At 36.2% G+C, this 18,405-nt stretch carries 16 protein-coding genes and 1 other annotated feature; of the genes, 9 read left to right on the top strand and 7 right to left on the bottom strand.

From position 1 onward, the window contains the following. Positions 1 to 59: 59 nt before the first annotated feature. The 3 genes from AMS59_RS18775 to AMS59_RS18765 all read left to right on the top strand — a co-directional run bounded on the left by AMS59_RS18775 (position 60) and on the right by AMS59_RS18765 (position 3,855). Positions 60 to 1,574 (top strand): DHA2 family efflux MFS transporter permease subunit, encoded by a 1,515-nt coding sequence (locus AMS59_RS18775; RefSeq protein ID WP_053485269.1) that lies wholly within the window; start codon positions 60 to 62, stop codon positions 1,572 to 1,574. Positions 1,575 to 2,186: 612 nt separating this feature from the next. Then, complete coding sequence (locus tag AMS59_RS18770; RefSeq protein ID WP_053485268.1) at positions 2,187 to 2,615, top strand: DUF1641 domain-containing protein; 429 nt, start codon at positions 2,187 to 2,189, stop codon at positions 2,613 to 2,615. A 55-nt stretch (positions 2,616 to 2,670) separates the two neighbouring features. Continuing rightward, positions 2,671 to 3,855, top strand: a complete 1,185-nt coding sequence (locus AMS59_RS18765; protein WP_053485267.1) for an NAD(P)/FAD-dependent oxidoreductase — start codon at positions 2,671 to 2,673, stop codon at positions 3,853 to 3,855. 72 nt (positions 3,856 to 3,927) lie between these two features. Here AMS59_RS18765 and AMS59_RS25460 read toward each other — a convergent pair whose 3' ends face one another. From AMS59_RS25460 to AMS59_RS18750, 4 genes are all read right to left on the bottom strand, one after another. Beyond that, entirely contained in the window at positions 3,928 to 4,161 is a 234-nt protein-coding gene (locus AMS59_RS25460; protein ID WP_156304716.1) for a hypothetical protein, read from the bottom strand. Further along, positions 4,158 to 4,409, bottom strand: a complete 252-nt coding sequence (locus AMS59_RS25455) for a hypothetical protein (RefSeq protein ID WP_156304715.1) — start codon at positions 4,407 to 4,409, stop codon at positions 4,158 to 4,160. The genes AMS59_RS25460 and AMS59_RS25455 overlap by 4 nt, the downstream gene beginning before the upstream one ends. A 105-nt stretch (positions 4,410 to 4,514) precedes the next feature. Continuing rightward, positions 4,515 to 5,762 (bottom strand): MFS transporter, encoded by a 1,248-nt coding sequence (locus tag AMS59_RS18755; RefSeq protein ID WP_199777795.1) that lies wholly within the window; start codon positions 5,760 to 5,762, stop codon positions 4,515 to 4,517. Positions 5,763 to 5,829: 67 nt separating this feature from the next. Then, positions 5,830 to 6,094 (bottom strand) — a binding site (T-box leader). Positions 6,095 to 6,350: 256 nt separating this feature from the next. Next, the gene (locus AMS59_RS18750; protein WP_053485265.1) at positions 6,351 to 6,899 is read right to left on the bottom strand and encodes a helix-turn-helix domain-containing protein; all 549 of its coding nucleotides are present in this window, start codon (positions 6,897 to 6,899) and stop codon (positions 6,351 to 6,353) included. Positions 6,900 to 7,390: 491 nt separating this feature from the next. Here AMS59_RS18750 and AMS59_RS18745 point away from each other — a divergent pair, with 491 nt between their 5' ends. The 3 genes from AMS59_RS18745 (at position 7,391) to AMS59_RS18735 (ending at position 11,014) form a co-directional block, all read left to right on the top strand. Continuing rightward, positions 7,391 to 8,392, top strand: coding sequence for a proline racemase family protein (locus AMS59_RS18745; RefSeq protein WP_053485264.1), 1,002 nt, complete (start codon positions 7,391 to 7,393; stop codon positions 8,390 to 8,392). Positions 8,393 to 8,461: 69 nt separating this feature from the next. Further along, positions 8,462 to 9,439: an ornithine cyclodeaminase family protein gene (locus AMS59_RS18740; protein WP_053485263.1), complete on the top strand. Its 978-nt coding sequence runs from the start codon at positions 8,462 to 8,464 to the stop codon at positions 9,437 to 9,439. A 351-nt stretch (positions 9,440 to 9,790) separates the two neighbouring features. Continuing rightward, positions 9,791 to 11,014, top strand: coding sequence for a dicarboxylate/amino acid:cation symporter (locus tag AMS59_RS18735; protein ID WP_053485262.1), 1,224 nt, complete (start codon positions 9,791 to 9,793; stop codon positions 11,012 to 11,014). A 157-nt stretch (positions 11,015 to 11,171) separates the two neighbouring features. Here AMS59_RS18735 and AMS59_RS18730 read toward each other — a convergent pair whose 3' ends face one another. Continuing rightward, complete coding sequence (locus AMS59_RS18730; RefSeq protein ID WP_053485261.1) at positions 11,172 to 11,789, bottom strand: alpha/beta hydrolase; 618 nt, start codon at positions 11,787 to 11,789, stop codon at positions 11,172 to 11,174. Between the two features lie 64 nt (positions 11,790 to 11,853). Here AMS59_RS18730 and AMS59_RS18725 point away from each other — a divergent pair, with 64 nt between their 5' ends. From AMS59_RS18725 to AMS59_RS18715, 3 genes are all read left to right on the top strand, one after another. After that, positions 11,854 to 12,822: a zinc-binding dehydrogenase gene (locus AMS59_RS18725; RefSeq protein ID WP_053485260.1), complete on the top strand. Its 969-nt coding sequence runs from the start codon at positions 11,854 to 11,856 to the stop codon at positions 12,820 to 12,822. Positions 12,823 to 13,462: 640 nt separating this feature from the next. Further along, a complete protein-coding gene (locus tag AMS59_RS18720) occupies positions 13,463 to 14,920 on the top strand; it encodes an MBOAT family protein (protein ID WP_053485259.1) in 1,458 nt (485 codons plus the stop codon). An 18-nt stretch (positions 14,921 to 14,938) separates the two neighbouring features. Further along, the gene (locus AMS59_RS18715; protein WP_053485258.1) at positions 14,939 to 15,976 is read left to right on the top strand and encodes a hypothetical protein; all 1,038 of its coding nucleotides are present in this window, start codon (positions 14,939 to 14,941) and stop codon (positions 15,974 to 15,976) included. Between the two features lie 103 nt (positions 15,977 to 16,079). On the opposite strand, the gene AMS59_RS18710 is transcribed toward AMS59_RS18715, so the two are convergent. Then, complete coding sequence (locus tag AMS59_RS18710) at positions 16,080 to 16,889, bottom strand: EcsC family protein (RefSeq protein WP_053485257.1); 810 nt, start codon at positions 16,887 to 16,889, stop codon at positions 16,080 to 16,082. Positions 16,890 to 16,988: 99 nt separating this feature from the next. Beyond that, positions 16,989 to 18,365 carry a PLP-dependent aminotransferase family protein gene (locus AMS59_RS18705; RefSeq protein ID WP_053485256.1) on the bottom strand — a complete coding sequence of 459 codons (1,377 nt, stop codon included), beginning with the start codon at positions 18,363 to 18,365 and terminating at the stop codon, positions 16,989 to 16,991. Positions 18,366 to 18,405: the final 40 nt, after the last annotated feature.

Genomic DNA, 18,405 nt, shown 5'->3' with positions numbered 1-18,405 from the left:
AGACTGCGAGTATAAAATAAGTTTTATCGAAAAAAACAAGAAAGAATTGAGGGGTATAAATGAATAGTGGGCAAATATTGCAAAAGCCACCCTATGGTATGATTGGTATTTTATTTGTGGGTGCTTTTGTTGCTTTTTTAAATAACACATTGTTAAATGTTGCATTACCAACAATCATGAAAGATTTTGGGATAACATATTCAACGGTACAATGGCTATCAACAGGCTACATGCTTGTAAGTGGGATTTTAGTACCTGCTTCAGCATTCTTTGTAACGCGCTTTAAAAATAGACATTTATTTATTACAGCGATGTCAGTCTTTACAATCGGTACAATTATGGCTGGCTTTGCACCTAACTTCAGTACGTTACTTGCTGGTCGTATGGTGCAAGCAGCAGGTGCTTCAAGTATGTCACCGCTTTTAATGAATGTAATGTTAATTAGCTTCCCAAAAGAAAAACGTGGGGCAGCAATGGGGATTTTTGGTTTAGTCATGATTTCAGCACCGGCGATCGGTCCAACGTTATCAGGATATATTGTTGAGCATCATGATTGGCGTATGCTATTCCAAATGATTATTCCGTTTGCTGTAATTAGTTTATTATTTGGTATTTGGAAATTAAAAAACGTAATGGAGACACGTGAAGTTCATTTAGATTTCCCATCAGTACTATTATCAACAATAGCATTCGGTGGTATTCTATATGGTTTCAGTACTGCAGGGGATAAGGGCTGGTCAAGTCCTTGGGTATATGGCACAATTTCAGCAGGTCTTCTTGCTTTAATTATCTTCATATTTAAACAACTACGTATGGATCAGCCTTTACTAGAATTACGTATTTACAAATATCCAATGTTTGCGTTGGGGTCAGCTATCTCGGTTATCGTATCAATGGCTATGTTCTCTGGGATGATTTTAACTCCTGCATATGTACAATCGATTCGAGGAATTGATCCATTTAAAGCGGGCTTAATGATGCTTCCAGGGGCACTTGTAATGGGGATTATGTCGCCAATTACAGGGAAGATGTTTGATAAATTTGGACCGCGTATACTAGCGATCATCGGTTTAACGATTACAACAATTGCGACATTCGGTTTATCAAAGTTAGAAATAGACTCAAGCTATACATTTATTGTGTCATTGTACACAATTCGTATGTTTGGTTTATCAATGGTTATGATGCCGATTATGACAAACGGTTTAAATCAATTACCACAAATGATGAACCCACATGGTACAGCTATTAACAATACTGTACAGCAAGTGGCAGGGGCGATTGGTAGTGCTGTGATGGTAACGTTCATGAATAACCGTACAAAAGCGACAGCTAAAGATTTAATTGCAGAAGCAAAAGTGAATGCAGCGCAATCAGGTGTTGCACCAACGCCGGAGCAAATGCAACAAATGCAGGATCACATTATGCAAAATGCTTTATTAGATGGTATTACACACTCATTCTTCATTGCAGCTTGTATTACAGTTCTTGCACTTGTGCTTGCGTTCTTCCTAAAACGCGTAAAAATTGAAAGCTCAGCGGCTTCTATGGATTTGAAAAAACCAACTAAATAATTTTTGATGTTTAGACCTGTTAGTGGAATTTTTCTACTAACAGGTTTTTTTGATAATCGATAAATGAGGTAATTTGGGTAATAAATCGTAATTAGTTGTCGATAAACTTGAAAAGTTAGGCGATAACTTTTTAAAAATATACTTTTTTATTTAGTATTACACGGACAATTGAGGGGAAGTTTAAATAGACCAAATATTATTGAAAATCAAATGTTTTACAGAGAAATTTTGAAAATTTGAGGTCGGAAATATTGCATTTTTTAACAGTTGGGACAAAGAGCAAGCTTAAATACGATATATAGTTGTCAAAATCAATGAATTTTGAAAAGATTGTCGAAATTGTGATTTAGCTCATTGAAATAATGTACAAACAACCTTATAATGGAGGTTGTAAAGTCACCAAGACAAGATAGGATGGAATTATGATGCACTTTTTGCAAAATAAAGTTTACATTGTAATAACAAATTATACGAATTGCTATCCAGCTCTTGAGACTGGTGATTTGTAAGATATACGCGCTGTAACGACTGTTAAGAAGTGCCTTAATAGTCTTTTTTACATGGAAGCAATAAAATTAAAATAGTAATAGTGATGGCAAAGGAGAGTTCAAAATGTCAGAAACGAATAACCAAACACAGTCTGAACAATTAACTGTGAGTCAAGAACAATTGGATGTGCTAGATCAATTATTAAAGCCTGAGGTTCAGGAATCACTTACAACTTTAGTTGAACAATTACCTAAGTTAACTGAAATGATGACGTTATTAACAAAATCATATGAGTTTGCTCAAGCTGTTGCAACTGACGAAGTACTGAAAAATGATACTGTTGGTGCGGTAACGGAAATGGCAGGCCCGGTAGTAGGCTCAGCTAAAAACCTTGCAGCTACTGCAATTGAAGCGAAAGACCGTGCTTCTGAAAGCCAAGAAGTAATTGGTTTATTCGGTCTTATGAAAATGTTAAAAGACCCACAAGTTCAAGGTGTTTTCCGTTTTGTTAATGCTTTCTTACAAGTAAGCGCTGAACGTAAAGCTAGATAAGACTAGACTCGACTCGAGATACATTCAATTCGTAAGGACGGAGGATTAATTAATCATGTCAAAAGAAATCGTCATCTTAGGTGCTGGTTACGCTGGCGTTTTAACTGCATTAACAGCACGCAAGTATCTATCAGCTGATGAAGCTAAAATTACTGTAGTTAACCAATTCCCAACACACCAAATCATCACTGAACTTCACCGTTTAGCTGGTGGTACTATTGCTGAAGGTGCTGTTGCTTTACCACTTAAAAAAATCTTTAAAGGTTTAGATATCGATTTACAAATTGCTAAAGTAACAAAATTCAATGTAGACAATAAAAAAGTGGACCTAGACAATGGTTATACATTAAATTACGATACTTTAGTAGTATCTTTAGGTAGCCAAACTGGATTCTTCGGTATCCCTGGATTAGAAGAAAACTCAATGGTACTTAAATCAGTGAACGAAGCAAACAAAATTAACAAACACATCGAAGACCGTATTAAAGCATATGCACAATCAAAAGACGAAGCAGATGCAACAATCGTTATCGGTGGTGGCGGTTTAACAGGTGTAGAGCTTGTTGGTGAAATCGTGGACAACTTCCCGAAAATCGCAGCAAAACACGGTGTTAACTTCGCTGATCTTAAAATCAAACTTGTTGAAGCTGGTCCAAAAATCTTACCAGTACTTCCAGATGCACTTATCCAACGTGCTACTGAAAGCTTAACAAAACGAGGCGTTGAATTCATTACAGGTACTCCTGTAACAGGCGTTGATGGTAATGTCATTTCTCTTAAAGATCGTGAACCAATCGTTGCTAATACACTTATTTGGACAGGCGGGGTAGCTCCACTTCCAATCGTAGGCGAGTCTGGTCTTGCAGCAGACCGTGGTAAAGCTACGATTAATGAGTTCTTACAATCTACATCTCACAATGATGTATTCGTAATTGGAGATGCATCTGTAGCATTACCAGCTGATGGTGGTCGTCCACTATACGCACCAACTGCTCAAGTTGCATGGCAAATGGGTGAGTGCGCTGGCTACAACTTATTCGCACAATACAAAAACCAAGAGATGAAGTCATTCTCAGCGATTAACTCTGGTACACTTGCAAGCTTAGGCCGCAAAGACGCTGTTGCTACAATTGGTGCTAGCAACACAGAACTTAAAGGTCTTCCTGCAACACTTATGAAAGAAGCGTCTAACATTCGCTATCTTACACATATCAAAGCGCTATTCGGCTTAGCATACTAATATTTTCAAGGCATGAATCAATAGTAATATTGAATTCATGCCTTTTTTGTTTTGTTAGGGAGAACATACGATTTAATTGCGACGGAAAACAGAGCCAGAGTGACGGAAGGAAGAGCCAGAGCGACGGAAGGAAAAGCCGAAGCGACGGAAAGAAGAGCCAGAGCGACGGAAGAAACAGACAAAGCGACGGAAAGAAGAACCGAAGTGACGGAAGGAAAAGTCAAAGCGACGGAAAGAACAGTCAAAGCGACGGAAAGAAATCAGGGCGACGGAAGGAAGAGCCAGAGCGACGGAAGGAACAGTCAAAGCGACGGAAAGAAAAGCCGAAGCGACGGAAAGGAATCAGAGCGACGGAAGAAACAGACAAAGCGACGGAAAGAAGAGCCAGAGCGACGGAAAGAACAGTCAAAGCGACGGAAAGAAAAGCCGAAGCGACGGATAGAATCATTAAAGTCGTGGATAGAACCCCGAGAATCGTGGATAGCCCCGACAAAGCGGCGGAACGAATTGCCGAAGCGACAAACAGAGCTATCGATACAACAGTAGAACATCATTATGTCTTATCCCAACATTTTACGTAGCACCTCATTAATAGGAGGTGCTACTATTTTTATATCGCTATTGCTTTCGAAAGTGAAGCAACAACATCAAAATTTCTTCTACTCATTGAGTTCAGAAATATTTCTATAAAATCTGGCCTTTGAAGGTTGAACATTAAAAATTAGCAGTATCGTTGCTAATACAAACATGATGATGGCTGCAGGTACAATAACATATCGAATAGATATAATTTCAGCTGCAATCCCAAAGATAGCGGTTATGATAATAATGAATAAGGCTTCTACAAAGCCATAAATACTTCCTATTCTCCCCATGCTATCGACAGGAATATTGCTTTGATAAAAAGTATGGAAGCCGGTATTGGCAAATGCCATTGCAAAGGACAAAATAAAGCATCCTAAAGAAGCGATAAGAAATGTGTAAGAGGATGTGAAAGTTAAATAGCCTAATGCTGTTATTAACGAACCCATTCCTATTAACCAAGCAGTCGGCACTTTTTCAACGATGGCTGTATTCATTAAAGAACCAACTAATATTCCAGCACCTGCTATGCTCACTAAAACACCGTATTCACCTTCGGATAGTGAAAGTACTTGGGTAGCAAAGGCAGCCTCTAAAGAATCTGTCGCTGTCATCATGACAAGCATCGCACTAAATAATAAATAGATCATCATAATATAGGGATTTTTAAGGCTAAATCTAATAACGAGCTTCCAATCATTGAGTAATACCTTGTAGGGAATTTTCTCATCTGCTTTACTAGCCAGCTGTTGATGGGCTTCAACATTAGGCATCCCTAATGTAATACAGGCTGATAAAAATAGTGCAATGGCATTCAAGTAAATTGCCATAGTTGGCGTTCCAATCGTAAACAGCAGTCCTGCAATGGCTGGGCCGGTTACGAATGCGCCAGAATCAAGTAAGCTTCGAAGGGCGTTAAAACGTTTTCTTTGTTCAGTGGGTATTAATTTCGTAATGTAAGTCATGGAAGTTGGATGATACATAGAACTAGCCATTGTGATCACAAAGACCATGAAATATATCCAAGTCAACGTAGAGAAGAAAGGTAGTATGACAATTAGTAAAGATTCGAAAAGATTGAGAACAATCATGAGATATTTTTTATTTAAACGATCTATCATACTACCTGACCAAAAACTGGAGAAAAGGGTAGATGACGCTCTAACAATATACAATCCGGACACAGCTATAGCTGACCCTGTAAGGTTTAAGACGATAAGATTTAACGCTATAAAATATATCCAGCTTCCAACGCTGGAAACACCAATACTAAACAATAATATTGCTGGATAACGCCACGCTTCTAATAATTTACTCATGCTCATATAAATCCCTCCTTGTAGTTATGACAAGTAACTAAAACAAAAAAATCCCACCCCCAAGACGTTTTGTCTTAGGGACGAGATTGTGGAATTTATATTCACGTGGTGCCACCCTAGTTCACTATTATGTCGCCATAATAGCCTTTTCAGTACGGCATAAATACTTATGCTTATACTGTTACTCTGTAACGGGAGTTCCCGTCGCACCATCATTCAAACAGAAATCCAATGCGCTACTCCGAGGCTTGTTTCAATAATTCGTTCTTACTCGTTTTCAGCAACCCGAGCTCTCTGGGAAGAACAGCCTTATTTACTCTTCTCTTCAATGTATTTTCGATAGTGTAGCATATGTTTGTATTTTTAGTAAAGCGTTCTTTTTAGAAATATTCCGATAAATCAAAAAGACAAAAAAGCCAGTAGCCTTTCATTTCAATATAGGCTACGGCTTGTTTCATTAAAAGAGGTGAATAATGGACTCTTGCCATCTATTAAGTTTTGCCAAAATAATAATTTATCCAAAATTTCTATGGGTGGGCATAGATCTACACGGATATGAAGCTATGCGTCAGTTAGAGGATTTATGGTATTATTTTAGACTTTGATGGAAGTTGAAGAAACAAATATAAAATTTGTAGGTTTATCTGTTTTATTAAACCAGTTGTGGGGTATAGTTGAATTCATATGAATACTATCCCCGGGGAAAAGATCATATTCTGTATTATCAAGAATGATCGTCAAGATTCCATCGGTGACATAAATAAATTCCTGTCCTTCATGAGAAAAAGGAGTTTCTCGTTTGTCCCCAGGCAATAAGGTTACTAAAATTGGAACAAATATAGGATTTGAAACATCTCCAGAAAGGTCCGAATAAATAAACGATGATGTATGTTCCGATTGTCTAAAAGCCCCACGTCTAATCATATCTTTGTCCATTTGTATTGAATCGGGAAAGAAATAACTAGGACTAACATCGAGAGCTTCAGATATTTTGCGCAAGGAGTGTAATGTAACGGAACAAAGAGATCGTTCTAATTGAGATAAAAAGCTTATAGATAAATCTGTTTTTTCAGAGACTTCCTTCAATGTCATTTTTTTTGACTTACGAAGTCTTTTTATTAAAATGCCTATATCTTTATCCATTTTATCTACCTCAAATATAGTTTTATTGTGATAAAGTATATAAAATACTTAAGTTCTTGTAAAGCTGTGGAAGATTTTGGGTTTTGTAGTTTTTGAGATAAAGGTGAATGGACATTTGAAAATGAAGGATGAAAAGTCTCAATTTCAAACGAGTTCAAAGTGATGAATATTCAAAAAACATTGAATTTTCAAAAATGAGGTGTATAATAGATGTAAACTCTTTACATTGCTTAATTTCAATTGAGATTTATAAAGGTTCATATTTTTTTAAATAAAAATTTAAGTGGCATTTAAATTTGTATTTGGTCTTTTATTAGATTTATCACCAAAAGTTAGTATGCTATGTATTAAGTTGATTGAGAAAGCGCTCGATCAAAGCGGAAATCAATAAATTTTTTTTTGAACAATAATTTAAGTGCTGTTTAAATCTTTGGGTTAAATAGAAGCTTCGCTAATTTACAAGTTTACCAATTATATTGGAGGGAAGAATTATGGAATTCAAAAAAATGTTTACTACGATTGATCTTCATGTGTCAGGAGAACCATTGCGGATAATTACTGGGGGGTTACCAGAAATTAAAGGAGAAACGCAGCTAGAAAGACGTGCCTATTGTATGGAACATTTGGATCATATTCGAGAAGTACTAATGTATGAGCCAAGAGGTCATGATGGCATGTATGGTTGTATCATTACTCCACCAGCGACCCAAGGTGCAGACATAGGTGTGTTGTTTATGCACAATGAGGGCTGGAGTACAATGTGTGGTCATGGCGTTATTGCGGTAGTGACGATGGCTATTGAAACAGGCATGATTGAGGTAAAAGATAAAAACGATAAACTTATCATTGATTGTCCTTGTGGGCCTGTAACGGCGTATGCAAAGTGTAGCGGAACGAAAGTAGAATCTGTTTCCTTTGAAAATGTTCCTTCTTTTGTCTATAAAAAAGATTTCCCGATTAACATTGATGGTCACGAATTTGATGTAGATATTTCATACGGCGGTGCTTTTTATGCGGTGGTTAATAGTGAGAAAGTTGGCCTACAAGTGAACAACAAAGATTTATGGGATTTGCAAGTATCGGGTGACAAAATTAAACATTACATCGAAAGTCAGATCGAAGTAAAACATCCATATGAAGATATAACAGGGATTTACGGTGTAATTTTCTCTGATAAACCAAAAGACAGCAATGCTGATTTACGAAATGTCACAATCTTTGCTGACAAACAGGTTGATCGATCTCCGTGTGGTTCGGGTACTGCTGCAAGAGCAGCTACTTTATACGAACGTGGCGTACTAAGGGAAGGGGGAAGTTTTATTCATGAAAGTATAACGGATGGACAATTTGCTGGTGAAGTACTTTCATTGACGACAGTTGAAGAATTTAAAGCTGTTATTCCAAAAGTTACTGGGAATGCCTTTATCACAGGTTTTCATCAATTCGTAATTAGTCCAGATGATCCGCTTAATAGAGGGTTTTTATTGAAGTGAATTTGCTGCTGATTGCATCCAATTTAGTATTCTAAAATTAAAATAAAGTTAGAAAAAAGGTGGAGAATTATGTTAGTTATAAGTGCTGATGAACAAAAAAGTTTAGTAGATATGAATGAGATTATTGAATGCGTGGCTGTTGCCTTGAGGGAATTTTCGGCAAATAGAACTATTACACCAATCCGCGCCGCTCTGCCTTTTAATAACGACCAAAATACAGCATTGATTATGCCGTCTGTAGCTGAAGAACTCAGTAGTGTTGGATTAAAAGTAGTAACAGTAGCACCTAATAATAAAGAAGTAGGTAAGAAAACGATAACTGGAGTGGTAATGCTATCAGACTTCAAAACTGGGGAACCAATTGCACTTCTAGAAGGTTCTTATTTAACAATGATTAGAACGGGTGCTTTATCAGGTGTGGCAACGAAATATTTATCCCGTGAAGATTCAAAAAAGTTATGCATTATTGGCACAGGAGAACAAGCAAAAGGTCTAGTTGAAGCTATATTAGCTGTGCGAAATATTGAAGAAATTCTTCTTTATAATAGAACAGAACAAAAAGCACATGAGTTTGCTGAGTACATTAGAAATAAATTCGATAAGCATGTACAAGTCTATTCAGATCCGAATGAAGCGGTACTTAAAGCTGATATTATTGTTACGACAACCAATTCTTCCACACCAGTTTTTTCTGAATCGTTAAAGCCTGGTGTTCATGTGAATTCGGTTGGTTCATTCAGACCTACAATGCAAGAATTACCATCTCATGCTCTTTCTTCAGCTCAAAAAGTAGTAGTTGAATCCATAGAAGCGGCCACAGAAGAGACTGGTGACATAATAATTCCAATAAATGAAGGAGTCTTTAATTCAGACGATATCTTTGGAGAGCTCGGACAAATTGTAGCCGGAAAATTAAAAGGAAGAGAAAGTTCTGAAGAAATTACTCTATTTAAATCTGTAGGATTAGCAATCGTAGACATTGTCGTTGCAAAATATTTTTACGAAAAAGCTGTTAAAAATAAGATGGGAACTAGTATAAACCTTTAAGTTATAGTTAAGTGTCATTTAAATGACTAAGTTGATATGGAACTATCAAGATTTTGAAATATTTCAATCGAGTCCATTTTTGGCTTATCATTATAACTTGTGTTGATTTCCGTTCCGACTGGGCGCTTTCTTGGGGGTGCTCAGTCTTCACTCCAATTCGACGTATTTATGGCATACGTTTTAACAAAAATGGCATCCTTTATTATGGTAATGGATTGTTTTTTTTACGAAAAAATTTAAGTGACACTTAAAAATAATGAAGATTAATACAGATAATCGATAGTTAAATATTGCAAATGTAATTGACTGAATATTCGCACTTTGATGGTTGGAGAATAAGGAGGTGTTTGCATGAAATGGTGGAGGAAGCAAAAGCTATATGTAAAGATTTTCATCGGCGTATTAGTTGGGATTGTGTTAGGTGTTACCTTCGGACCTAAAGTTGCCATTTTAAAACCTATCGGGGACATTTTTATTCGTTTGTTACAAATGCTCATCGTTCCACTGGCCTTTTTTAGTATTGTATCAGGTATTACTAAGCTTGAAGATATTAAAATGTTACGCTCTATTGGTGGTAAAATAATGCTTATTTATATATTTACCACTTTATTATCAACAATTATTGGTGTCGTTACTGCCCTGTTGATTAGGCCCGGTAAAGGAGAGATAGGACTTCTTGGTAAAACAGAAACCATCGAGCGAGAGGAATTTAGTTTTCTTGATAATATTGTTCAATGGTTTCCGTCAAACGTTGTTCAAGCAATGTCAGAGACAAATATGCTTCAAATTATAATCTTTGGTATTTTTGTCGGGATTGCAATGGTTCTTCTTGGAGACAAAGTAAAGAGAATGAAGGAATTAGCTCATGAAGGCGCAAATTTAATGATTAAGATTGCTGAAATTGTTATTAATTTTGCCCCTTATGGAATTATGGCATTAATCGCAAACGTTATCGGTACACTTGGGTTGGGGGTAGTCATCGAAGTTGGTCGATACGTATTATCAGCTTTTATCGGTTTTTCTATTATTCTCTTAGTTGTCTATCCGATTATGTTAAAAGTATTAGGGAAAACCAGTCCATTATTCTTTTACAAGCAAATAAGTCCGGCTATGTTAGTAGCTTGTAGTACAACATCAAGTAGTGCAACACTTCCCGCAGCGATGGACGTTTCAAGAGACGGGCTTAAAATACCAGAAAATATATATGGTTTTACGCTTCCACTTGGCGCCACACTTAATATGAATGGATTAGCATCAACATTAGGTGTTCTATCCGTGTTCGCAGCAAATCTATACGGTCTCCCTATAACGTTCAGTATGATTTTACAAATTGCTTTTTTAGGGGTTGTTCTTGCAATGGGATGCGCAGGAGTGAAAGGAGCAGATGTCGTTACTGCATCACTATTACTTTCTACAATGGGTCTTCCGCTTACGATAATACCAATCATTGCGGCTGTTTCTCCAATTGTAGATATGGGTAATACCGTTGTCAATGTTACTGGTGATATAGCAGGAACACAGATTGTTCATCAGAGAAACCCCGAATACTCAAATGGGGAGTTTCAAAAAGTCTAAAAGTGGCTTGAGCCTTATATTAATGGGCTCAAGCTGTATTTTTTATCGCTTCTAAAAAAGTGTTCCGATAAATGTGAGAAACATTCCGATAAACTAAGAAATCGTTCCGATAAATCTTGAAAACAAACCGATATTTCACGAAAAGGTTCTGATAATTTTATTGAAGATATGTTTTAAGATTTGTTAATAGTGACTGGCAAATGATGATTGATTCTACTGTATTAGTAGCTATTTCAAGAGAATGGTCAGCATTTTCTACAATAACAAGCTCATGTGAAGTGAGTCGTTCAAAACTTTCTTTAGAGTAGTGAGGGTCAGCTGTACCGATTGCTAGAAATGCCTGCTTACCAAGCAAATTTTTCATAACATGATCAAGTGACAGTAGGGGTGTTAATAGCACATAACGAGAAGGAACAGGTGAAGCCTGCTGCATATAAAAATCTGTGATAGGCAATGTTCCGAGTGATTTTCCTATGTAAACAGCTTCTGTATAAGATTTTGTATTTAAAATATATTCCACAATAGGATTTGCTACTTTATAAACCATTGTTGAAATAGCTTCTGGCTCCTGTTCAAATTGCTGCGAATTAAATGTATAGCATACTTGTACTACATCATAGCCAAGCTCTAGCATCAGCTCAGTGGAATAATAAAGAAGTGGTTTTTCATACGTATAGCCTGTGCCAGAGAACATAAAGCACACCTTGTCACTTGCTATATCAAAGTAATTGTATGGAACATCGTTGTATTGCTCTTTTTTTAGTTTGATTTTCATGGAAATACCCCCCATTAATTCTTTTTTATTCTATAATATTACTATAACAAGGAGGGAGAAATTTATGAAGGCTGTGATTATTAATGAGTTTGGTACTTCGGATGTATTAAAGTACGTGGAATGTCCAAAGCCTACTATTTCAGCAGGGGAAGTATTAATACGTACGACATATACGAGTATGAATTTTGCTGATATAAAAAATAGAACAGGTAATAAAGCACAAGCAAATTTCCCAATGATACTCGGTTTAGATGTAGCTGGTGAAGTTGAAGAGGTTTTTGATGAAAGTAGTGCTTTTAAAGCTGGAGATGTCGTTATTGCATTCCCGAAAGAAGGAGCTTATGCAGAATATGTGGTGGCGAAAGAGGAGCTTGTCTTCAAAGTTCCGAATGATGTCCCTTTGGAAAAGGTAGCTGCTGTGCCAACGGTTTTGTTTTTATCCTATCTTTTAACACATCAAATCGCTCCAATTAGTACAAACGATAGCGTATTAATTCATGCTGCATCTGGTGGTGCAGGGACAATGCTTATTCAAATGGCGAAAAAGCTAGGCGCCAAGAAGATTATTGGCACGGTTGGTGATATGAAGAAAGCGGCAATTGTCCTTGAACTAGGTGCTCATCATGTACTGACATACGAAAATTTTAGTGCACAAGTCAATGAATATACGGATGGTCATGGTGTTAACATTATTTTTGACTCCATTGCAGGAAATATTACGGAAGAGAGCTTTAACTGTTTAGCTCCGTATGGTACGTTGGTGCAATTTGGGAATAGCGGTGGCAAAGCCGGAAATATAAAAACATCTGATTTACATAGTAGCTGCCGCAATATGAAAGGCTTTAGCCTTGGAACGACTCGAGCTTCCAAGCCAGAAATGCTACAACAAGTTGCACAGGAGATGTTTGCATTGTTGAAGGATGAAAGCTTCCAAGTACCAATTGCTAAGATCTTTGCCTTAGAAGACATGCAGAAAGCGCATGATTTGATAGAAAGTCGCCAGCATCAAGGGAAGATTTTAATTAAAATATAAAATGAACAACCTCTGTATAGTGATCAATTCGCTAGACAGAGGTTGCTTTTATTTTAGTGTCTGTAGCTTGAAAACGGTATTGTTGTGAGTGGGAGGTCCAGAATCAAGTCCATCCGTCAAAAGAGTTGAAAAACTAGTAAAAATCCTATTGTTTTTTTCAAAGAATCACCGCATTTATCCTAACTAAAACGACCTTTCGTTTTTTTGACAACAAATAGTAATTTCCTTTGAATATTTGTTAAAATGAGACATTATTATATGGGTTTTTGTCTTTCTTTACCTTATTTTGATATTGTTATTTGTTCGTTATTTGTTCGTTATTTGTTTTAGTTCAATTTTTGATTATATTTGGCCTCTTGTAAATACATAATGAATGTAATAATGGTATTTATTCCAATTGGATTTTGCGAACGTGTCAATGTTAAAGTGTTATATGGTTAATTGATGTCAATAATACTAAAACATTAAATTTGATCAGCTCTTCACCAAAAGCTGCGATGACTTTGTTAAAACGTTTGCCATGTATAGTGGCGGCTAATCGGACACCCTTCAGACGGAATGGAAATGAATCCTAAAATATGGTGAGGAGTCTATAATTTTGAAATGAATATAAAGTAATGGCTATTAGGGGAGTGGTGCAATGCTTTTTAATTCCTTTGAATTTATTTTTCTATTTTTACCAATAACATTTATTATCTATTTTTTATTGAATCGTTTCAGGAACCAGCAATATGCGATTTATTGGTTGGTACTGAGCTCTTTGTTTTTTTATGGCTATTTTAAGTTAACTTATTTAACAATTATCACGATCTCAATAGTTGTGAACTTTGCTTTAAGTCGAGTGATTAGTAATACCAATAATCGTTCGAGAAAAACGTATATGATTATTGGCGTCATCTTCAATATTTTAATTCTTTGTTACTATAAATATACAGATTTCTTTATTGATAATATAAATAGTTTATTTGGTACAAATTTTGCACTGTTGCACTTATTGCTACCATTAGGACTTAGTTTTATTACATTCCAACAGATTGCTTTTATTGTTGATAGTTATCGTGCTGGAACAGCTCATTATAAATTTAGTCATTATGCGCTGTTCATTTTGTTTTTCCCGCAGTTAATTGCAGGACCAATTGTTCAGCATGATGAAATGCTTCCGCAGTATGATACGAAGGAAAATCGTAAAATTATTCATGAAAATATTGCACGAGGCTTATTTATTTTTGCAATTGGTTTAGTCAAGAAGATTGTTATTGCTGATACGGTTGGCATATGGGCGAATGAAGGCTTTGCTAATTATAGTAGCTTAAGTTTTATAGAAGCTTGGATTACCTCATTATCATATACAGTGCAACTTTATTATGATTTTAGTGGATATTCTGATATGGCGATAGGTTTGGCATTATTATTTAATATTAAAATGCCAGTAAATTTCTACTCTCCTTATAAAGCACGTAATATTCAGGAGTTTTGGAAAAAATGGCATATGACGTTGAACAGATTTTTAACTACATATGTTTATTTTCCGTTAGGTGGTAGTCGTAAAGGGGCTTTTAGAACCTATTTAAATATATTAATTATTTTCTTCATCAGTGGATTTTGGCATGGGGCTGGGTGGAATTTTATTTTGTGGGGACTTCTACATGGCTTTGCGTCTGTTGTTGTGAGACTTTTTAGTAAAACAGGTATTAAGCTTCCGTATATACTTTCGTGGTTTATGACTTTCCAATTTGTTAATATCGCTTGGATATATTTCCGTGCAACAAGTATTGAGCAAGCGAATACGATTATAGCCAAAATGTTTACGCCAAACATGACATCTATAAGTAATTTCTTTACGGAGCCGCACACGAACTTTGCTCAAGCAGAAGCCTTTAATATTTTGGGCCTAACATTAAGTGATCCAATAGTGATTGTTGTAGGACTCTTAATCACACTTGTTATTGCATTTACGGCCTTAAATTCTATTCAATTAATGGATAAGATGAAATTTAATTGGGGAGCAATCATTTACACGCAATTTATGATTGCACTAGTGCTAGTATCGATTTACTATATGCAAAAAAATAGTATATTCTTATATTTTAATTTCTAAATAAAGGTGTGAATGAACTTGGATCCGAAAAAATGGTTAGTAAAATTGTTTGCCACATCTTTCATAGTAATTGGATTACCTGTTTTCGGAATTATGGGTTTCAATTATTATATTGACCCTCTTTGGAATTACACACATGCGAATAACTTTAACGATTATCAGCTTGGCTTTGATGAAAGACAATTAAAAACAAATTATATGAATAGCCATGATTTTAACTATGATAGTTTGTTAATTGGAACGAGCAGGATTACGTATCTTGATGAGAGGGCCTTTAAAAAAGAAAATGTTTATAACTATTCATTGAGTGGGCTGCATATAAAAGAATATTTGCCTTACATGCAATATGCTGAGAAGAAAAATGGTAAGCCATTTAAGAGAATTTTTATGGAGTTATATTTTGATTCAGCGAATGCTGGCAAACCGAGTACATTGAATCCTCCACAAACTTATATTGAGACGTCAGAGGCACCTTTTTATGCAATAAAATCCTTATTTTCAGCAAGCACGATGCATTATGCTCGTTTTAATTATGATATTTCAAAAGCAAATCATTACGATGGTCCGCGCAGTTACACACGTAATAATATTGCACAAACTACGTATCCAAATGATGATATGGACCAGAAATGGCAAGAATTCCAGAATAACTTTAAAGCAGAGGCAGCTAAGCCTTTTATGTACGATGCCGACTATCGAAAAAGGCTACAAGCTATAAAAGATGCATTCCCTAATACAGAACTAGTAGTCTTTACAGAATTAATGCCTGCCAAACGGCTCCAAACAATTTTGCATAACGATAATCGTTACGAGGCTTATAGTAGATGGATGAACGATATGGTAGATGTGTTTGGTACCGTTTATAGCTTCCATAGTGTGAATGAAGTAACGACGAATGAGAACAACTTTTTCGACTGGTTGCATTACTATCCAAACGTTGGAGATTTAATCATTAAATCTTTAGAGAACAGGGAAGAACGATCAACTATTATGCAGGCTATAAATGAAGGGAATCTTGATGAGTACCTTAAAAATGTAGTGGTAGATATAAAGTGAAATTACTGTCTGTTAATGCGGGATGAATATTGAATAAGTGATAAAAAGGTGACTCTGATATGTACTGTCGGAGTCATCTTTTTCTATGTCGATATAGTAAGTATTATTGCTTGTTTAGTTCATTTATTTTTTCATAAATACGTCGCTTACGATAGAGCATAATACCTGCTTCGGCAACATCTTGAATCATGCCTTTATTTGCGTAGGCACCAAAAATCATTCCAGCAATCGGAATCATTTGGAACAGCTTTTTCCATCCAAACTGGTCGCGATACGTATAGAAAACTTCTTTCCAGCCTTGCAGCTGTGAAATCATATTTTCTGCTGCATGATTAGTCTCATACATGGACGAGAGTTCCTTCAATATCGCTTCTTTGCCGACAATATCGGCGGAGCTGAATTGTAGACATTTTACGATGAAAATACGCTCCATTTTATCATTTGGATCATAGCCATGAATTATCGCAATCTCTTGCAATGTTTTTAAAGCCATCCCTAAAATAAGGGGAATATCAATAGCCAATGTGAAAATACCACCAAAGCCAGTAGAAGCACCTTGCACGGTTGCTAATTTCACACGCTCATTTTGTAATTTGTCACTTAGAGCAATCATATCCTCTAGCGGCATTTGACTAATATCGGATATAGCAAAAATATTTTGAAACGAAGAATTGTTACGGATTTTCTGCATCATTGCTTGTTCATTAATTAAATATTTACCACCTGTTTGAATATAGCTCCCTAATTCATCAACTAGTAGCGCTATTTTATTTTGAAGGAAGGTAGGTGTCATCTTATCTAAGATTTTAAATGGGATGCGACCTAATTTATCAAAAAACCACAAATCCTTTTGATCTTTTTCCCATGCTTGAATTTCTTGTAAATGCTTTTCTAATTGCTCGACATTCTCCATTTTGTCTATTCCCCTTATATTTGCATCAATTTTGCCGAGGCATAATTGATATACGAGAAGAATTTAAAAAGGTTTCGTTATTTTTATAAAATTTAGACATTAAAGTAAAGTGGATGCTTGCCAAACTGTTGCAAGTAACGCGATGCCTTCATTGATTTGCTCAAGGGTTAGCCCACCGTAGCCTATAATGACCTTAGCATGTTTAGAGACTTGCTGATAGGAGGTTGAACATGGGTAGACTTTGATTCCTACCTCCTGGGCAAGCCTAATTGCATTCTGCTCAGAAAGCCTTTTTGGTAACTTCATAACAATGTGTAGCCCAGATTTTTCACCGATTACTTCGAATTCCTTAGAAAAATGGGTGTTAATAGCTGCTAGTAATGTCTGTTGCTTTTTGCGATAAATAGTGCGCATTTTGGCTAAATGCTTATCGAATAAACCTTGAGCAATGAAATCGGCTAATACAAGCTGATCTATTTTGGAGACAACTGATTTTTGCTCCTGATTAAATAGCGTAAATTCTTTGACTAACGATTTAGGCAAAATCATATAACTAATGCGCAACGATGGGATAAGTGTTTTAGAAAAGGTTCCGAAATAAATAACACGTTGAAGCTGATCCATCTTCGCTAAAGAGGGAATAGGGAGCCCTTTATAACGAAATTCTGAGTCATAGTCATCCTCAATAATATATGCCTTCTCAGAAGTAGCCCATTGCAGAAGTGCTACACGCCGTTCAACCGGCATGACCATACCAAGCGGAAATTGGTGTGCGGGTGTTGTGTATAACATGTGGATTGATTTTTCCGGTACGGTAACCCCGGAGTTATCAACAGGAATGGCATGAGTTGTTAATCCGCATTGTTGCAATGTTGCACGTACTCTTTTAAAGCCAGGTTCCTCTAAGCCGACGTCTGCTTTTGGTCCAAAAAAGTGACATAGAGCTTGAAGTTGATTTTGTGTACCGCTATAAACAAATACTTGTGATGCTTCACAAGTAACTCCCCTTGATCGTTCAACATAGCGAGCGATTTCCGTCCGCAAAAGAGCTTCTCCTTGCCAAGGACTTGTCGTTAAATTATCCACATTGGAGTGCTTTTTCAACAGCTTATGCCAGATTGAAAATGGAAAAGCTTCCTTATCCACATGTCCGTTATCAAAATCAAATTTTATAGTATATGTAGTTGATGTTATAGCTGTGGATATGTGCTGTTTTCGCTGCTGTCCCCATTCAAATTCAAAGGGTGCTATAAAATAGCCAGAGCGTTCCTTGCTATAGATATAGCCTTCAGCTAGTAATTGCTCATAAGCTTCCTTAATCGTATGGATACTAACATCGAGCGTTTTAGCAAGTGTTCGTTTAGAAGGTAATTGCTCATGGGCCAGTAGTTTTTTTCTTAAAATTGCTTGTTTTATTTCTTCGTAAATTTGCACGTATTTCGATGCATTTCCAGTAAATGAAATCGATAACTCCAAAACATTGCACCTCCTGGTATGGTGTATTTTTTGAAAATTG

This window comes from Lysinibacillus sp. FJAT-14745 (assembly GCF_001275675.1).
GTDB lineage: Bacteria > Bacillota > Bacilli > Bacillales_A > Planococcaceae > Lysinibacillus.
This window is presented reverse-complemented; position numbering and strand designations above follow the sequence as displayed.

Bases quoted from the DNA above. Each gene is read 5' to 3' on its own strand.
- AMS59_RS18775 (WP_053485269.1), top strand. From the start codon at position 60: ATGAATAGTGGGCAAATATTGCAAAAGCCACCCTATGGTATGATTGGT.
- AMS59_RS18770 (WP_053485268.1), top strand. From the start codon at position 2,187: ATGTCAGAAACGAATAACCAAACACAGTCTGAACAATTAACTGTGAGT.
- AMS59_RS18765 (WP_053485267.1), top strand. From the start codon at position 2,671: ATGTCAAAAGAAATCGTCATCTTAGGTGCTGGTTACGCTGGCGTTTTA.
- AMS59_RS25455 (WP_156304715.1), bottom strand. From the start codon at position 4,409: ATGATGTTCTACTGTTGTATCGATAGCTCTGTTTGTCGCTTCGGCAAT.
- AMS59_RS18755 (WP_199777795.1), bottom strand. From the start codon at position 5,762: ATGAGCATGAGTAAATTATTAGAAGCGTGGCGTTATCCAGCAATATTA.
- AMS59_RS18750 (WP_053485265.1), bottom strand. From the start codon at position 6,899: ATGGATAAAGATATAGGCATTTTAATAAAAAGACTTCGTAAGTCAAAA.
- AMS59_RS18745 (WP_053485264.1), top strand. From the start codon at position 7,391: ATGGAATTCAAAAAAATGTTTACTACGATTGATCTTCATGTGTCAGGA.
- AMS59_RS18740 (WP_053485263.1), top strand. From the start codon at position 8,462: ATGTTAGTTATAAGTGCTGATGAACAAAAAAGTTTAGTAGATATGAAT.
- AMS59_RS18735 (WP_053485262.1), top strand. From the start codon at position 9,791: ATGAAATGGTGGAGGAAGCAAAAGCTATATGTAAAGATTTTCATCGGC.
- AMS59_RS18730 (WP_053485261.1), bottom strand. From the start codon at position 11,789: ATGAAAATCAAACTAAAAAAAGAGCAATACAACGATGTTCCATACAAT.
- AMS59_RS18725 (WP_053485260.1), top strand. From the start codon at position 11,854: ATGAAGGCTGTGATTATTAATGAGTTTGGTACTTCGGATGTATTAAAG.
- AMS59_RS18720 (WP_053485259.1), top strand. From the start codon at position 13,463: ATGCTTTTTAATTCCTTTGAATTTATTTTTCTATTTTTACCAATAACA.
- AMS59_RS18710 (WP_053485257.1), bottom strand. From the start codon at position 16,889: ATGGAGAATGTCGAGCAATTAGAAAAGCATTTACAAGAAATTCAAGCA.